This is a genomic window from Superficieibacter electus, from assembly GCF_002915575.1.
Classification (GTDB): domain Bacteria; phylum Pseudomonadota; class Gammaproteobacteria; order Enterobacterales; family Enterobacteriaceae; genus Superficieibacter; species Superficieibacter electus.
In genome coordinates, this window is sequence record NZ_PQGD01000011.1 from 113055 (window position 1) to 126817 (window position 13763).

Below are 13763 nucleotides of genomic sequence, written 5' to 3' on the forward strand. Positions count from 1 at the left end.
TATAATGCGATGAATTATTCACATTCGCTATTCGCATTCTTCAACTGAGTTTTTTCATCAATGACATCACGCCCGATCCCGCGTATTTCCTCACGTAAACAGCCAAAGCAGGCGCGTTCCGCCGGGCTGGTCGCTGCGATTTTGCAGGCCGCTATTCAGGTTTTACAGAAAGAAGGTGCGGCACGTTTTACCACTGCGCGAGTGGCGGAAAAGGCCGGGATCAGTATTGGTTCGCTGTACCAGTATTTCCCAAACAAAGCCGCGATATTATTTCGTCTCCAGTATGACGAATGGCAACAGACCACCGCCCTGCTGCAACGGATTATTGAAGACCAGCGCCAGACGCCTCATGCACGCCTGCGCAAACTGGTGCATGCCTTTATCCAGTCCGAATGCGAAGAAGCGGCGATGCGCGTGGCGCTCAATGATGCAGCGCCCCTTTACCGGGATGCCCCGCAGGCCCGGGAAGCAAAATCAGCAGGAGAAGCGTTGTTTATGGCCTTTACGGCCGAACTGCTTCCACACGCGCCGCAGGCAGTGCGTGCACTGGCCTGCGAAATGCTCATGACAACCTTAAGCAGCGTGGGCCGTGCTCTTTCAGAAACCCCGCGTTCATTATCCGAAATTACCCTACGGGCAGAGGCGCTGGCGGATATGTTCGATGCCTGGCTGGGCAAAACAGCAGAAGACGCACTTTTGTGTACTTAGTGTGTAAAATTACACACTGATCACACATCTGTTTTTCCTCACATGCTTTAATCTCTCTTAACAAACAACGAGGGATTACCGATGAAACATATGATGATTTGTTGCGGCGCTGGCGTCGCTACCAGCACTATTGCCTTAAATAAATTGCAGGACTTTCTGAAAAAAGAGAATTTGCTCGATAAGGTGAGGATCTCCCAGGGTACGGTCGCGGAGGCAAAAACCCGTGACGATGTTGATTTTATTGTTTCCACCTCACCGGTCTCGCTGTCTGTTCCGGTGATTAATGCCCTGCCGCTATTAACTGGCATGGGCGTGGATAAAGTTTTCAGCAGCGTGAAAGAACATATTCTCGCCGAGGGATAATCTATGTTTATTGTCGATTACATCGTTAATTTAGGGGCATCGGTGATGATGCCGCTTATCTTTATGATCCTCGGGCTGATATTACGTATCCCGGTATCACGGGCGATTAAAGCCGGTTTAATGGTGGGTATCGGATTTATTGGCTTAAGTATTACCGTTAATCTGATGATTGATTCCCTGACGCCAGTCAGCCACGCCATTGTCGAACGCTTCGGATTAAATTTCTCGGTTCTGGATGTAGGCTGGCCTGCCGCGGCGGCCGTGGCGATGGGCACGCGCGTCGGCGCGCTGGTGATCCCGGTGTGCGTGGCGATTAATATGCTGATGCTATATACCCGCACCACCCGCGTACTTAACGTTGATGTCTGGAACCTCTGGCATCACGCATTTACCGGGTCACTGGTTACGGTAATTACCGACAGTCTGTGGCTCGGTATTTTTGCCGCCGGTATTAACTGTATTATTACGATGGTAATTGCCGATCGTACCAGCAACGATGTGGAAAAATACCTGAATCTGCCGTCTATTTCCGTGCCACACGGTTTTTCGGCTTCATTTGTACCTGCGGCATGGCTGGTGAATGCCATTGTCGATCGTATTCCGGTCGTACGGGATATTAAAATTGATACCGAAGCCATTCAAAAACGGCTGTCGATTTTAGGCGACCCGGCCTCGCTCGGGGCTATTATCGGCGCGCTGCTGGGAATTATTGCCGGGATTGAGGTGAAAGCGATTTTACAGACCGCGATTACCATGGCGGCGGTGATGACCATTATTCCCCGGATGGCGAAAATGCTGATGGAAGGGGTTTATCCCATTAGTGAACGTATTCAGGAAATTGCACAATCTCGCGCCGGATCGTTTGGCAAAATTGCGATTGGTCTGGATTCGGCGGTGAGCGTTGGCCACCCCGTGACCCTTTCCGTTTCCATGCTGATGATCCCGGTGATGCTGGTGCTGGCCGCCATCGTGCCGGGTAACCAGTTTTTACCATTTGCTTCACTGACCGGTTTACCCTTCGCTTTCGTGCTGGTTACTGCCGTCTGCCGGGGCGATATGTTCCGCACGCTGCTGACAGGTTTATTAACTCTGAGCCTGGCGCTGTTGATCGGTACCAACCTCGCGCCGATTGTCACCAGCACCGCCGTCAGCACCGGTTTCTCTCTGCCGCAGGGTACCACCAGTATCAGCAGCGTGGACTACGCCGGCGCTATGCTGCCGTGGGTCATTATCCAGAGTTTCTACTTTAAAGTGGCGGGCGTTGCGGTACTCAGCCTGTGCACCCTGGGCCTGGTACTGTGGAACCGACGCAAGCTGCAACAGGAAAACAGCCTGATGGCGGAAGCGGCACAGAAGGAGGAGGCGTAATGTTATTTAGCCCGCAACGTGTATTGATTTTCAACGACCCGGTCAGCCGAAGCGATGCCCTGCGCCAGCTGGCCGCTACGCTGGAAGCGGAAGGTCTGGTTAAAGCGTCGTTTGCTGAGGGCGTATTAGCCCGCGAGGCGATTTACCCTACCGGGATCTTTATGGAAACCCACAGCATTGCCATTCCGCACACTGAATTTGAGCATGTAAACCAGACCGGCTTTGCGGTTGGCATCAACCACAGCGGTATTGAATTTCAGCGGACGGATGAACCTGACGAGACCGTTAAACCTGACATTATCGTTATGATGGCCATCGATCCTGCCTGCGAAAAGGTCGCGATCATCCAGTCGCTGTTTGCCCTGCTGGCGGATAAGGCAAAGGTGGAGAATTTGTGTGAACTCGCCCCGGAGGACATCGCAAAAGAGTTCACCAACGCCGTCATCACACGGTAAACTTCCCGTTGTCGGATTTACTGTGTTGACGCCGGAAACGCAAGGGAAAAAGATGCTTCGAATCAGCGATGTTATTGAGCTAACGATGGTCAGCCGTAAGACCATCTATAACGCCATCAACAGCGGGCGGCTGAAGTATCAGCTGGTCACTGTGGATAATCGTCAGGTTCGGATGTTTCATGAAGAGGATGTCCTGCAGGCGTTCCCGAAAAACAGCCGTTCGCTGACCCAGGAGCAGGAGATCCAGGCCTTGAGGGAAGAAGTTGCTTCCCTCAAGTTTGCCTTAACGGAACTGCAAAAAGCGGTTAACGCCATGGACCCGGAAAGCGAATACGAAATGAAAGCGGTGAAAAGCCCGCCGAAAAAAATGCCGTAATGGATCAGACCCTCTTATCCACGCTCAGCGCTACCGTTTTATGTACTTCAAGAAGCTGTAAACGCCCGTTTAATGCCTCCCGGATAGAGTGATACGCCTTACTGCCCAGCGCCAGACGGAACGGCGGGTGGTCGGCATCCGCCGCCGCAATAATCGCATCCACGGTTTTCACCGCATCGCCGTTAATGGCAATGGTGCCTTCTGCCAGCCCCCGTCGTACCTCACCGGCTGGTGTATTATCATAGCAGGCCAATGGCGCAGCGATATCAACGCCTGCGGCGAAATTCGTTTCCGTTGGCCCCGGTTCCGCCAGTATAAAATCAATGCCGAAGGGAGCGACTTCCTGAGCGACAGATTCAACAAACCCTTCAATACCCCATTTGGTCGCATGATAGAGGCTGAAATTGGGCCAGGCCATTTGCCCGCCCTCGGACGAGACCTGCACGATGCGCCCGCCCTTTTGCTGACGCAAATACGGCAGCGCCGCGCGAATGAGCTGAATGGAGCCGGTGAGATTGGTGGCAATTTGCCGCTCAATTTGCGCGTCGCTGACCTCTTCCGCCGCACCAAATAAGCCGTATCCCGCATTGCTGACCAGCACGTCAACGCGGCCCTCAAATGCCTGCTGTACCACGCGGCGTAACGCAGTAGTGTCAGTGACGTCCAGTATCATGACCCGCAAACGCTCACCATAGATCGTCTGCAGATCGTCCAGCGCGCCGGGTTTACGCAGGGTGGCAATCACGCTATCGCCACGCGCCAGCAGACGCTCGGTCATTAATCGCCCCAGCCCGCTGGAGGTGCCGGTAATAAACCAGGTTTTTGTCTTCATGCTCGACTCCGTAAAAGAGGTTAACTCACCACAACAGGTTATGGCACTATCACTGACATGATAAGACTCACCAAATGGCATGCAGAGGTGAAATGAAATCACCAGTGAAAACCCCGACGCTCTCCGATCTGAAAGCGTTTATGGCCGTTGCGGAACAGCGCAGTTTTCGCCGCGCGGCGGATCTGTCCGGCGTTACCCGCTCGACCTTAAGCCACGCCATTCGCACCCTGGAGGCGCGTCTCGGGGTTCGTCTGCTGCACCGAACCACCCGCAGCGTGTCGTTGACCGCCGCCGGAGAACAACTATTGCGACGTATCTCTCCGCATCTGAACGGCCTGGCGCTGGCGCTGGAAGAGGCGGCAGACGCTCAGGGTACCCTGCTCGGGACGCTGCGCATTAACGGCGGTGAAGAAGCAATCTATTTATTGTTGAACACGGTGGTGCCGGAGTACCAGGCGCGCTATCCCGGAGTGGAGCTGGATTTGGTGGTCGACGGCCGGCTGGTAGATATTGTTGCGGAAGGTTTTGATGCCGGGCTACGGCTGGCAGAAGATGTGCCGGCGGATATGGTGGCAGTGCGATTTAGTGAAGACGTGCGTTTTCTGGCGGTGGCATCGCCGGATTATCTGGCCAGGCACCCTGCTCCCGCGACACCGGACGAGCTGGCAAATCATCATTGTATTCGTCAGCGTCTGCCCAGCGGCAGGCGCTATCGCTGGGAATTCGCCCGCCACGGACAGAGCATGGCGCTGGATGTGCCCGGCACGCTGACGCTCAACAGTTCACCGCTGATGGTGGAGGCTGCGCTTAACGGGCTGGGCATCGCCTATGTCCCGGAAATGCATGCCCGAACGGCGCTTGATGACGGCAGGCTGGTCACGGTACTGGAACCGTGGTGCCCGCCGATCCCCGGTCTGTGCCTGTGGTTTCCGGCTAACCGTCACATGCCCGCCAGCCTGCGGGCGCTTATCGAGCTGATAAAAGAAAAACGCGTTAGTCAGTCGGCAGGCGGGCAATGACTTTAATTTCAAAGCGAAAGCCATACAGCCAGGTGACGCCGACTCCCGTCAGCGTCGGCCAGGGCGCGTCCCCCCAGTATTCCGGCAGCACCTTCCAGACCGTATCCAGCGTGGTTTCAGGGTCAACCAGATAAACGGTGACATCCACCACATCCGCGAAGGTACAGTCTGCCGCCGCCAGCACGGACTGTAAGTTATCAAACGCCAGGCGAATTTCCTGCTCCAGTTCAGGTGCGGGTGAACCGTCTTCACCACTGCCGACCTGCCCTGAGACAAATAAAAACCCGCCGGATTTCACAGCAGGTGAATAACGATTTTGCTCATAGAGAACCTGACGTCCGGCAGGAAAGACGATATCTTCTGGCTTTTTCATATGACCCCCCTCTTGCAACACAACAGCGTGTTAAAAGGGATGATAATTGCCCCTGCGCACAACCACTATGCCTGCAAAATGGGATGCGCTGGTGAAGATGATTCAACGATAGTTTACAGGGCGAGAACATTTACACTGGCGGAAACAACGCAAACGCCGCTTTCATTTCTTTCGCCTCCTCACCCGGGCTGCGGCCAAACTGGCGGCGGAATTCGCGGTTAAACTGTGACGGGCTTTCATAGCCCACCCGAAACGCGGCGGCAGCGGCGGTCAGATTATCGCGGATCATCAACAGCCGCGCCTGGTTCAGGCGGATCGACTTAATATATTGCAACGGTGAGGTGCCGGTGACCTGCTTAAAATGCTTATGGAAAGCAGGAACGCTTAATCCGGCATCTCCGGCCAGCGTATTGACCGGGAGCGGCTGCGCGCAGTCGCCGTGAATGCGCTGTAGCGATCGGGCAATACTGGCAAACTGACCGTGGTGGGCCAGCGCGGCGCGGATGGCGCTTCCGCGATCGCCAATCAGCACCCGGTAGTACAGCTCCCGCACAATTTGCGGCCCGAGAATACTCGCTTCCTCCGGGCAAGCCAGCGCGCGCAGCAGACGTAGCGTGGTATCAGCAAGAGGTTGATCGAGCGGAGTGGAAATAATCCCTTCAGGCGCAGCGTCCACGGACGTTGCCGGGCGCTCCAGTACCAGCGCCAGTTCAGATAGCACGCGCAGATCCAGCGTCACTGCCACGGCCAGCAACGGTTCTTCTGCACTGGCTTCAGTTTCTGTCGAGAAAGGCAGCGGCACCGACAGGACCAGATAATGCTGCGGATCGTAATGGTAAACCCGGTTTGCCAGATAGCCTCTTTTATGCCCCTGGCAAACAATCACAATACAGGGCTCATACACCACCAGCGTACGCGCCAGCGGGCGGTTGGAACGCATAAAACGCACGCTCTCCAGCAATGAGCATGTATAACCTTCGTGCGGAGCCAGGCGGTTAAGGAGCGACACCATCTCATCCATCATGCTACCCCCGTTGATAATTAAGCAATCATACTGCCGTTTATCCGTCCCAAAGTGAACGCCGTAAATACAATCAGGCAATCATCAGAGAGGAATGCGCCTGTTTTGCGCTCCCGCATCTCACTAGCATTGAGCGTGCAACCTTACCCGTTCATTTAGCAAATATCAGGAGTCATTATGAGTAAAACATGGCTGATTACCGGCGCGTCACGCGGACTAGGGCTGGAAATGGCACGAGCCGCGCTGGCGGCAGGCGATAACGTCGTGGCAACGGCACGTAACGTCAGCAGCGCCAGTCGCGCCTTTACCCAACACACTGATCGCCTGCTCTTAACGCCGCTGGATGTCACCGACCCTGCTGCACCGCAAGCGGTGGTGGATGCCGCGCTGGCGCGGTTTGGTACAATTGATGTGCTGGTCAACAATGCGGGTTACGGTCAGTTAGGCCTTTTCGAAGAAACGCCAGAAGACGATATACAGCGCCAGCTTGAGACTAACGTCAATGGCCTGATGCGTATGACCCGCGCCGTGTTGCCAGCGCTGCGCCGCCAGCGTTCCGGGCATATTATCAATATCAGTTCTATTGCCGGGCTGGTCAGCTTTGATTTTTGTACGCTGTACGGCACGTCTAAATTTGCGGTGGAAGGCTTCAGTGTTAACCTCGCCCGCGATCTGGCCCCCTTTGGCATCAAAGTCACGGTAGTGGAGCCGGGCATGTTTCGCACCGACTTCCTTGACGATCGTTCGGTGCGCTTTTCTGGCAATCCGCTTGAGGACTACGCGCAAGCCCGCGAAGACGCAGAAACCCTGTATAAGAACTTTAACCACCAGCAGCTCGGCGATCCGGTGAAATTCGGCGCGGCGATTGTCGAACTGGCGAATACCGCAGAACCGCCGCTCCATCTACTGCTTGGCTCTGATGCACTGAAAATGGCTCGCGACGATTTGGCCCTGCGCCAGGCGGAGATTGAGCGCTGGCAGCACTTATCGGCCTCAACCGATCACACTGATTAACTGCTTAAGCGCCGCGCAATGCGGCGCATGCTCAGGCGGTTTTGAGGTGGCGAACTAAGCTCTTCATGCCGGGATCAAGCGCCTGCCACGAACGGTAGCAAATACACAAGGTTCTTCTGGCCCAGCGATCGGACAATGTGAGTGAGTGGAAGCGAAAGCGTGAATGATATTTATCGGCAATCACGGCGGGCACGATCCCAAACCCGATCCCCTTTTCCACCATTTCACACAGCCCTTCGAAGGTACTCATTCTGACCCTGAGATTAAGATCGTTTCCCAATGCGCCGGCATGGGTACAAATATGATCCTGAAGCGCACTGCCCGGATAAAGTCCGACAAAAGGTTCATGGATAATGTCAGTAAAAGAGACCGCCTGCTTTCCATAAGCCGTATGGCCAGGTGGAACAATGACGACCAGATGATCGTTCGCGATGGGTTCAGTTGTTAATCCACTGGTATCCACCGCATCAGAAACAATTCCCGCATTCCCGGAACCGGCTAACAGAAGCGCGATAATATCCTCGCTGGTACGTTCCTCCAGCTCAATATGCACATCAGGATGCGACGCCAGCCAGGGTGCGAGCCGCGCCGGAAGAAATGCAGTTAACGCCGATGTATTGGCATAGAGTTTTAGTGTTCCGCGCACACCTGACGCGAACGTTTTTAATTCTCGCCTCAGTTGCTGATGTTGTTCCAGCAGCGGACGGGCATATTTTGCCAGCGTTTCGCCCGCTCCGGTCAACGTTACGCCTCTGGGATGGCGTACCAGCAGCGGCACGCCGACATCCGCTTCCATCAGCCGCAGCCTTTCACTGGCCGATGCCAGCGCCAGATGTGCTTTTATCGCCCCTTGCGTAATACTGCCCGTCTCGACAATACACATAAATAACTGTAAATCCGCCAGATCCAGTCTCATGACATTCGCCCTTTTGCCTTCGGTTTTACCGTAGCCTGCGAAGAATAATCCGCATTGTGACCCACACCTGCGGGTGTTTCAATCAGGCATCATTGACGACGAAAAGATAATCCGATGAATGATATTGTCTGGTTTTATTTAATAGCCATCTTTATTGCTGCGGGTCTGGTGAAAGGTGTGACGGGGATGGGACTGCCTACCGTGGCAATGGGTTTGCTGGGCACCTTTATGCCGCTGCCCGTCGCGGCGGCGTTGCTGGTGATCCCTTCGCTGGTAACCAATCTCTGGCAATTGTTTTGCGGCCCGGCCCTTAAGGTATTGTGGTCACGGCTATGGCTGATGATGACAGGCATTGTGGTCGGCACCCTGGCTGGATCAGCATTTTTAATCAGTATCGACCCGGGAACATCTGCTTTTCTTCTCGGGGCGGCATTAATGATCTATGCCGGTTACGCCCTGTATTCGCCGGTCCTGAATGTGGCGAAAAGGCATGAGCGCTGGCTCTCACCGATCACTGGCGCAAGCACCGGGATTATCACCGGCGTAACGGGAGTATTTGTGATGCCAGCGGTACCCTATCTTCAGGCGCTTAACTTGAGTAAAGACGAACTGGTACAGGCACTGGGGCTTTCCTTCACCGTCTCTACCCTGGCGCTCGCTGGCGGGTTATATCTACATGATGCGTTTCAGCTTAACCAACTTTCTCTGTCATTATTTTCCGTGATACCAGCATTAGTCGGAATGGGGATAGGGCAAAAGATAAGAGTGAAAATTAGCGCAAAAACATTCCGCAAATGTTTTTTACTTTTTTTAATACTTCTGGGCGTTGAATTAACCCTGAGACCATTACTGTTTTAAATAAAATGTAACCGCTCCTGAATAGTTACTTTCAGAAATAATATTACCACCCAAGTTTAATTTATTGTTTTATATGGTATTGCCGCATGGTTAGCAAGGTGTTAATGAACAAAAAGTGGCGTATTACTTTACGCGTATTGATTTATAAGTCAGACAAACTAACTTTACAAATGCAGTAATTATAAATCGTAAATTTACGTACTTTTAATATGGCATAAGGAAAAGACTTTGGAGACGTCAAATAGAATACCCAGACTATCGGTCTGGAATATCCTGTTTGCCACCGTACTCATCTTATTTGGGGCCGCCATGGTGTATGGCGGCGTCCAGTTAGTCATGTTAGGTGGAAACTGGTATTACCTTTTAGCCGGTATCGGCTGCATCATCGCAGGCGCACTCATCTTCGCCAGACGGACGAGCGCCGTATACTGGTTCGCGCTGGTCTTTATAGGGACGTTAGGGTGGACGATTCAGGAATCGGGGCTGGATTACTGGCGCTGGGTTCCCCGCTTTGACATCATGCTGCTGCTCGGGATTGTCTTTGCTTTCCAGCTCCCGCGCTTAAAACCGGGGCTGAGCCGCACGTTTTCCCGCACGCTGGCAGGCGTGTTTATCCTGGCGTTTATTGTGGCTGCGGTCATTCCGTTTAGCGATCTGAATACCACGCCTGCAACTCACGTTCCGTCGCCAGGCGAGCACTCTTACGCGGCGGATACCGGAACAGGTAAAGCCTCGCAGCCCGATCCCGGTGACTGGTACACCTACGGCGGCTCGCTTGCCTCCCAGCGCTTCGTTAATGCCTCGCAGATCACGCCTGATAACGTGAAGGATCTGAAATTAGCCTGGCAGTTTCGCACCGGCGATTTACCCAAAGCGCGCTGGGGCGGTGAAAATACGCCGATAAAAGTCGGTGATACGTTGTACACCTGTACGCCGCACAATCAGGTGTTCGCCCTTGATGCCGCTACGGGGAAAAAGAAATGGCAGTTCGATCCTAAAGTGAGCGACAAATCCATTCCCTATACGGCGGCCTGCCGTGGGCTGACCTGGTTTGACGCGCAAACCAACAGTCATCTTTCTGTCGGCGAAAATGCATCTGCCGCCACGCCTGCGGTAGCGACTACTGGCGCGGTATGTGAGCAGCGTATTATTTTGGGTACTCTTGATGCCCGCGTAATTGAACTGGATGCGAAAACCGGCGAGGTATGCCGTGATTTCGGCAACCAGGGTACGGTGAATCTCGCTGAAGATATGGGCGAAGTTTATGATGGCTATGTGGCCATCAACTCTGCCCCGGTGGTGATCCGCGACACGCTGGTGGTCGGCCATCAGACCATCGACGGTCAGCGCGCGTTTGGCCCGCCGGGGGTGATTAAAGCCTACGATGTGCGCAGTGGGAAACTGAAATGGGCATGGGATGCAGCTAACCCCGATGACAGCACGCCCAAAACTGGCCCTGACGCCTACAAACGCGGTTCGCCAGATGTCTGGACCTCATTTACCGGTGATGACAAGTTAGGGCTTATCTATCTGCCCGTCGCGAACTCATCAGGCGATTACTGGAGTAGCTCACGCACTGAGGCAGAAAACAAATACGCGGTGTCGCTGACGGCGATTAACGTGGACACCGGTCTTCCGGCATGGTCCTTCCAGACGGCGCATAAAGACGTCTGGGATTACGATCAGGGTTCACAGCCCACGCTGGTGGATTACCCCGGTAAAGATGGCAGTGTACCGGCGATTATCGTACCGACCAAACAGGGCGAGATTTATGTTCTCGACCGCCGGACAGGGAGATCACTGTTTGGCGTTGAAGAACGCGCCGTTCCCGGCGGCGGGGTAGAGCCGGAAGCGCGCTCGCCTACCCAGCCCTACTCGCTGTTCCATCACCTGAGCAAGCCCGATCTGACGCCGAAAGATATGTGGGGATTAACGCCGCTCGATCAGTTAGTCTGCCGTATTCAGTTTCAGAAGGCCGGTTATAAAGGCCAGTACACGCCACCGGAATCTCAGCGCCATACCATTGAGTATCCAGGGTATAACGGCGGTTCCGACTGGGGCAGCGTGGCGGTCGATCCGCAGCGCGGGTTAATCATTGCCAACTACAATGATATGCCGAACTACAACATTCTCGTGCCGCGCGCCAAAGCCGACAAGCTGGGCTGGAAACCGCGCGATGAAATTACTCATAATCCACACGATGAAGGCCATGCTGAAGGTGCAGGCGATCCGCAAATCGGTGTGCCGTATGCGGTAAACGTTAACGCGGGCTGGCGCTTGCCGATAACGGGAATGCTGTGTAAGGAGCCACCTTACGGTGGTATTCGCGCGATCGATATGCGTGACGGCCGCACCGTATGGGATCGCCCTTTAGGAACCGCCCGGCGTAATGGGCCATTTGGCCTGCCGACAGGGCTGCCTATTAACATCGGTACGCCAAATAATGGCGGCTCGGTGGTTACGTCCAGCGGGCTGATCTTCATCGCGGCAGCAACGGATGACCTGATTCGGGCCATTGATATTACCAGCGGTAAAACCGTCTGGAGCGCCCCGCTTCCCGCTGGCGGCCAGGCGAACCCGATGATCTATACTCAAAATGGACGCGAGTATGTGGTCATTGCCGCAGGTGGGCATCACTTTATGGAGACGCCTGCGGGGGATTATGTTCTCGCGTATGCGCTGCCGGAGAAAAAGTAACAGAGTAAGACGCGCGCCGGGATGGCGCGCTCATATCTGGCTCCGCAAAACGATGCCGGGTGGCGGCTTCGCCTTTCCCGGCCTACAAATAATTACCAGTCAACAACGCATTAACCACCAGAAATATTGTCCACGGCGGTATATCTCACAAGTTGTCCACCCGTAGGTCTGTGCAAGCGCAGCGCCGCCAGGCATATCGTCCACGGCGGTATATCTCCCGGGCGCGTTAACACAAGTTGTTCACCCGTAGGCCTGGGCAAGCACAGCGCCGCCAGGCATATCGTCCACGGCGGTATATCTCTTTTACGACACCTCACCATACAGGAGAGAACTTATGACCACATCACTCGAGCCCCATCGCGGACAGTGTCACTGCGGCGCGGTGCAGTTTGAAGTCAAACTCAGCGATAGTTTCAATACCATTCGTCGCTGTACCTGTTCGTATTGCCGGATGCGCGGCGCGGTGGTGGTTTCTGCCGAAGCGGGCGGGATCACTTTTTTTCGCGGCGAAGAGGTGCTGACCAGCTACCGTTTTAATACCGGCAAAGCACAGCACTTCTTTTGTTCGCGCTGCGGCATTTATACTTATCACCAGCGGCGCTCTAATCCCAATCAATTTGGCGTCAATGTCGCCTGTCTGGAAGGCGTCAGCCCATTTGATTTCCCGGCTGTGCCCGTTTATGACGGCGTAAATCACCCTAACGACAACAATGGGGTTTCACTTCTGGCCGGAACCCTGATCTTCAGGCCGACGGAAAAGGACCAAACCGGGGCCTGAGCATGTTGTCATAACGCCCGGGCGAAAATATCGCTGACCCAGTTCAGGAATACATCCAGACGGCGTGAAGCCCGGCGCTCACCCGCATAGATAGCATTGATTTGTAAAGAGCCAGGTGGATATGCCGCCAACACTTCCACCAGCTCACCGCGCCGCAATTGCTCCTCAAAGCGATAGCGGGGAGCCTGAATAAGTCCCAGTCCCTGCGCCGCCAGCGCTGCCGCGGTATCCGAATTATCCGTCATCACCCGGGCGGGTAACAGGCGGGATTCCGTGCGGCCATTGCGAATAAAATTCAGCGGCATCACGTCGCCACTTTGCGATGACACAAAGCCGATCATGTGATGAGAGGCCAGATCGTCAGGGCTGCGCGGGGTTCCGTATGCGGCCAGATAGTCCGGGCTGGCACAGGTAATTTCCGGCAGATAGCCCAGCCGACGCAGTCGCAAGCTGCTGTCCTCCGGCACGCCAACCCGGATCACACAGTCGATGCCCTCACGCACCAGATTAACAAAGCGATCCGTTTGCCCAAAGGTAATGACGATATCCGGATACTGACGGAGAAAGCCAGGCAACTCCGGCACCAGGAACGTCCGTGTCAGCAGGCCGGAGGCGTTGATACGAAGATGGCCACCTGGTGCTGCTTTGCGAAAAACACTCCAGGTATCTTCAATGTCCCCCAGCACCGCCCTGGCGCGGCGGTGAAACTCTTCGCCCTCCGGTGTTGGCTTGACCTCACGCGTGGTACGTGCCAGTAACTGTACGCCAGTTTCCTGTTCCAGCTGTTTTATCGCATTGGTCGCCGTGGACCTGGCAATCCCCAGCGCCTGTGCCGCGTGTAAAAAACTGCCCCCTTCTACAATGCGTACAAAAAGCTGTAGCTGCTGAATTTTGTCCACCGGATGCTCCTCGTTTCAGTCTCCTATTATTAGTGAGAAATGAATTATCATGTCAATTTTCAGACGATTATTTTTAACAAACCGTT

At 54.6% G+C, this 13763-nt stretch carries 15 protein-coding genes; 10 read left to right on the top strand and 5 right to left on the bottom strand.

Annotated features, from left to right (window positions below; all coding sequences use genetic code 11):
• The first annotated feature begins 60 nt into the window (after positions 1–60).
• From CHU32_RS14885 to CHU32_RS14905, 5 genes are all read left to right on the top strand, one after another.
• Positions 61–708 (top strand): TetR/AcrR family transcriptional regulator, encoded by a 648-nt coding sequence (locus CHU32_RS14885; protein ID WP_103676988.1) that lies wholly within the window; start codon positions 61–63, stop codon positions 706–708.
• 81 nt (positions 709–789) lie between these two features.
• Positions 790–1071 (top strand): PTS sugar transporter subunit IIB, encoded by a 282-nt coding sequence (locus CHU32_RS14890; RefSeq protein WP_103676989.1) that lies wholly within the window; start codon positions 790–792, stop codon positions 1069–1071.
• A 3-nt stretch (positions 1072–1074) separates the two neighbouring features.
• Entirely contained in the window at positions 1075–2439 is a 1365-nt protein-coding gene (locus CHU32_RS14895; protein WP_103676990.1) for a PTS galactitol transporter subunit IIC, read from the top strand.
• The gene (locus CHU32_RS14900; RefSeq protein ID WP_103676991.1) at positions 2439–2894 is read left to right on the top strand and encodes a PTS sugar transporter subunit IIA; all 456 of its coding nucleotides are present in this window, start codon (positions 2439–2441) and stop codon (positions 2892–2894) included. The genes CHU32_RS14895 and CHU32_RS14900 overlap by 1 nt, the downstream gene beginning before the upstream one ends.
• A 52-nt stretch (positions 2895–2946) precedes the next feature.
• Positions 2947–3270 (top strand): helix-turn-helix domain-containing protein, encoded by a 324-nt coding sequence (locus CHU32_RS14905; protein WP_103676992.1) that lies wholly within the window; start codon positions 2947–2949, stop codon positions 3268–3270.
• A 4-nt stretch (positions 3271–3274) separates the two neighbouring features.
• On the opposite strand, the gene CHU32_RS14910 is transcribed toward CHU32_RS14905, so the two are convergent.
• Positions 3275–4102: an SDR family oxidoreductase gene (locus CHU32_RS14910; RefSeq protein ID WP_103676993.1), complete on the bottom strand. Its 828-nt coding sequence runs from the start codon at positions 4100–4102 to the stop codon at positions 3275–3277.
• 92 nt (positions 4103–4194) lie between these two features.
• On the opposite strand from CHU32_RS14910, the gene CHU32_RS14915 reads away from it, so the two are divergent.
• The gene (locus tag CHU32_RS14915; RefSeq protein WP_176691674.1) at positions 4195–5121 is read left to right on the top strand and encodes a LysR family transcriptional regulator; all 927 of its coding nucleotides are present in this window, start codon (positions 4195–4197) and stop codon (positions 5119–5121) included.
• Here the strand turns inward: CHU32_RS14915 and CHU32_RS14920 are convergent.
• A complete protein-coding gene (locus CHU32_RS14920) occupies positions 5096–5494 on the bottom strand; it encodes a RidA family protein (RefSeq protein WP_103676994.1) in 399 nt (132 codons plus the stop codon). The two genes, CHU32_RS14915 and CHU32_RS14920, sit on opposite strands and share 26 nt — an antisense overlap.
• 130 nt (positions 5495–5624) lie before the next feature.
• Entirely contained in the window at positions 5625–6518 is an 894-nt protein-coding gene (locus tag CHU32_RS14925) for an AraC family transcriptional regulator (RefSeq protein ID WP_103676995.1), read from the bottom strand.
• 174 nt (positions 6519–6692) lie between these two features.
• Here CHU32_RS14925 and CHU32_RS14930 point away from each other — a divergent pair, with 174 nt between their 5' ends.
• On the top strand, positions 6693–7529 hold the full coding sequence (locus CHU32_RS14930; RefSeq protein ID WP_103676996.1) for an oxidoreductase: 837 nt from the start codon (positions 6693–6695) through the stop codon (positions 7527–7529).
• A 31-nt stretch (positions 7530–7560) separates the two neighbouring features.
• On the opposite strand, the gene CHU32_RS14935 is transcribed toward CHU32_RS14930, so the two are convergent.
• Positions 7561–8445 carry a LysR family transcriptional regulator gene (locus CHU32_RS14935; RefSeq protein WP_103676997.1) on the bottom strand — a complete coding sequence of 295 codons (885 nt, stop codon included), beginning with the start codon at positions 8443–8445 and terminating at the stop codon, positions 7561–7563.
• A gap of 114 nt (positions 8446–8559) precedes the next feature.
• Between CHU32_RS14935 and CHU32_RS14940 the strand changes: the two genes are divergently transcribed.
• The 3 genes from CHU32_RS14940 to CHU32_RS14950 all read left to right on the top strand — a co-directional run bounded on the left by CHU32_RS14940 (position 8560) and on the right by CHU32_RS14950 (position 12778).
• On the top strand, positions 8560–9303 hold the full coding sequence (locus CHU32_RS14940) for a sulfite exporter TauE/SafE family protein (RefSeq protein WP_103676998.1): 744 nt from the start codon (positions 8560–8562) through the stop codon (positions 9301–9303).
• A gap of 228 nt (positions 9304–9531) precedes the next feature.
• Positions 9532–12000: a membrane-bound PQQ-dependent dehydrogenase, glucose/quinate/shikimate family gene (locus CHU32_RS14945; RefSeq protein WP_176691675.1), complete on the top strand. Its 2469-nt coding sequence runs from the start codon at positions 9532–9534 to the stop codon at positions 11998–12000.
• 334 nt (positions 12001–12334) lie between these two features.
• Complete coding sequence (locus tag CHU32_RS14950; protein WP_103676999.1) at positions 12335–12778, top strand: GFA family protein; 444 nt, start codon at positions 12335–12337, stop codon at positions 12776–12778.
• A gap of 8 nt (positions 12779–12786) precedes the next feature.
• On the opposite strand, the gene CHU32_RS14955 is transcribed toward CHU32_RS14950, so the two are convergent.
• Positions 12787–13677, bottom strand: a complete 891-nt coding sequence (locus CHU32_RS14955) for a LysR family transcriptional regulator (RefSeq protein ID WP_103677000.1) — start codon at positions 13675–13677, stop codon at positions 12787–12789.
• Between the last annotated feature and the right edge of the window lie 86 nt (positions 13678–13763).

Coding starts and splice junctions, on each gene's coding strand:
- CHU32_RS14885 (WP_103676988.1), top strand. CDS start 61: ATGACATCACGCCCGATCCCGCGTATTTCCTCACGTAAACAGCCAAAG.
- CHU32_RS14910 (WP_103676993.1), bottom strand. CDS start 4,102: ATGAAGACAAAAACCTGGTTTATTACCGGCACCTCCAGCGGGCTGGGG.
- CHU32_RS14895 (WP_103676990.1), top strand. CDS start 1,075: ATGTTTATTGTCGATTACATCGTTAATTTAGGGGCATCGGTGATGATG.
- CHU32_RS14940 (WP_103676998.1), top strand. CDS start 8,560: ATGAATGATATTGTCTGGTTTTATTTAATAGCCATCTTTATTGCTGCG.
- CHU32_RS14920 (WP_103676994.1), bottom strand. CDS start 5,494: ATGAAAAAGCCAGAAGATATCGTCTTTCCTGCCGGACGTCAGGTTCTC.
- CHU32_RS14950 (WP_103676999.1), top strand. CDS start 12,335: ATGACCACATCACTCGAGCCCCATCGCGGACAGTGTCACTGCGGCGCG.
- CHU32_RS14915 (WP_176691674.1), top strand. CDS start 4,195: ATGAAATCACCAGTGAAAACCCCGACGCTCTCCGATCTGAAAGCGTTT.
- CHU32_RS14900 (WP_103676991.1), top strand. CDS start 2,439: ATGTTATTTAGCCCGCAACGTGTATTGATTTTCAACGACCCGGTCAGC.
- CHU32_RS14930 (WP_103676996.1), top strand. CDS start 6,693: ATGAGTAAAACATGGCTGATTACCGGCGCGTCACGCGGACTAGGGCTG.
- CHU32_RS14935 (WP_103676997.1), bottom strand. CDS start 8,445: ATGAGACTGGATCTGGCGGATTTACAGTTATTTATGTGTATTGTCGAG.
- CHU32_RS14905 (WP_103676992.1), top strand. CDS start 2,947: ATGCTTCGAATCAGCGATGTTATTGAGCTAACGATGGTCAGCCGTAAG.
- CHU32_RS14890 (WP_103676989.1), top strand. CDS start 790: ATGAAACATATGATGATTTGTTGCGGCGCTGGCGTCGCTACCAGCACT.
- CHU32_RS14925 (WP_103676995.1), bottom strand. CDS start 6,518: ATGATGGATGAGATGGTGTCGCTCCTTAACCGCCTGGCTCCGCACGAA.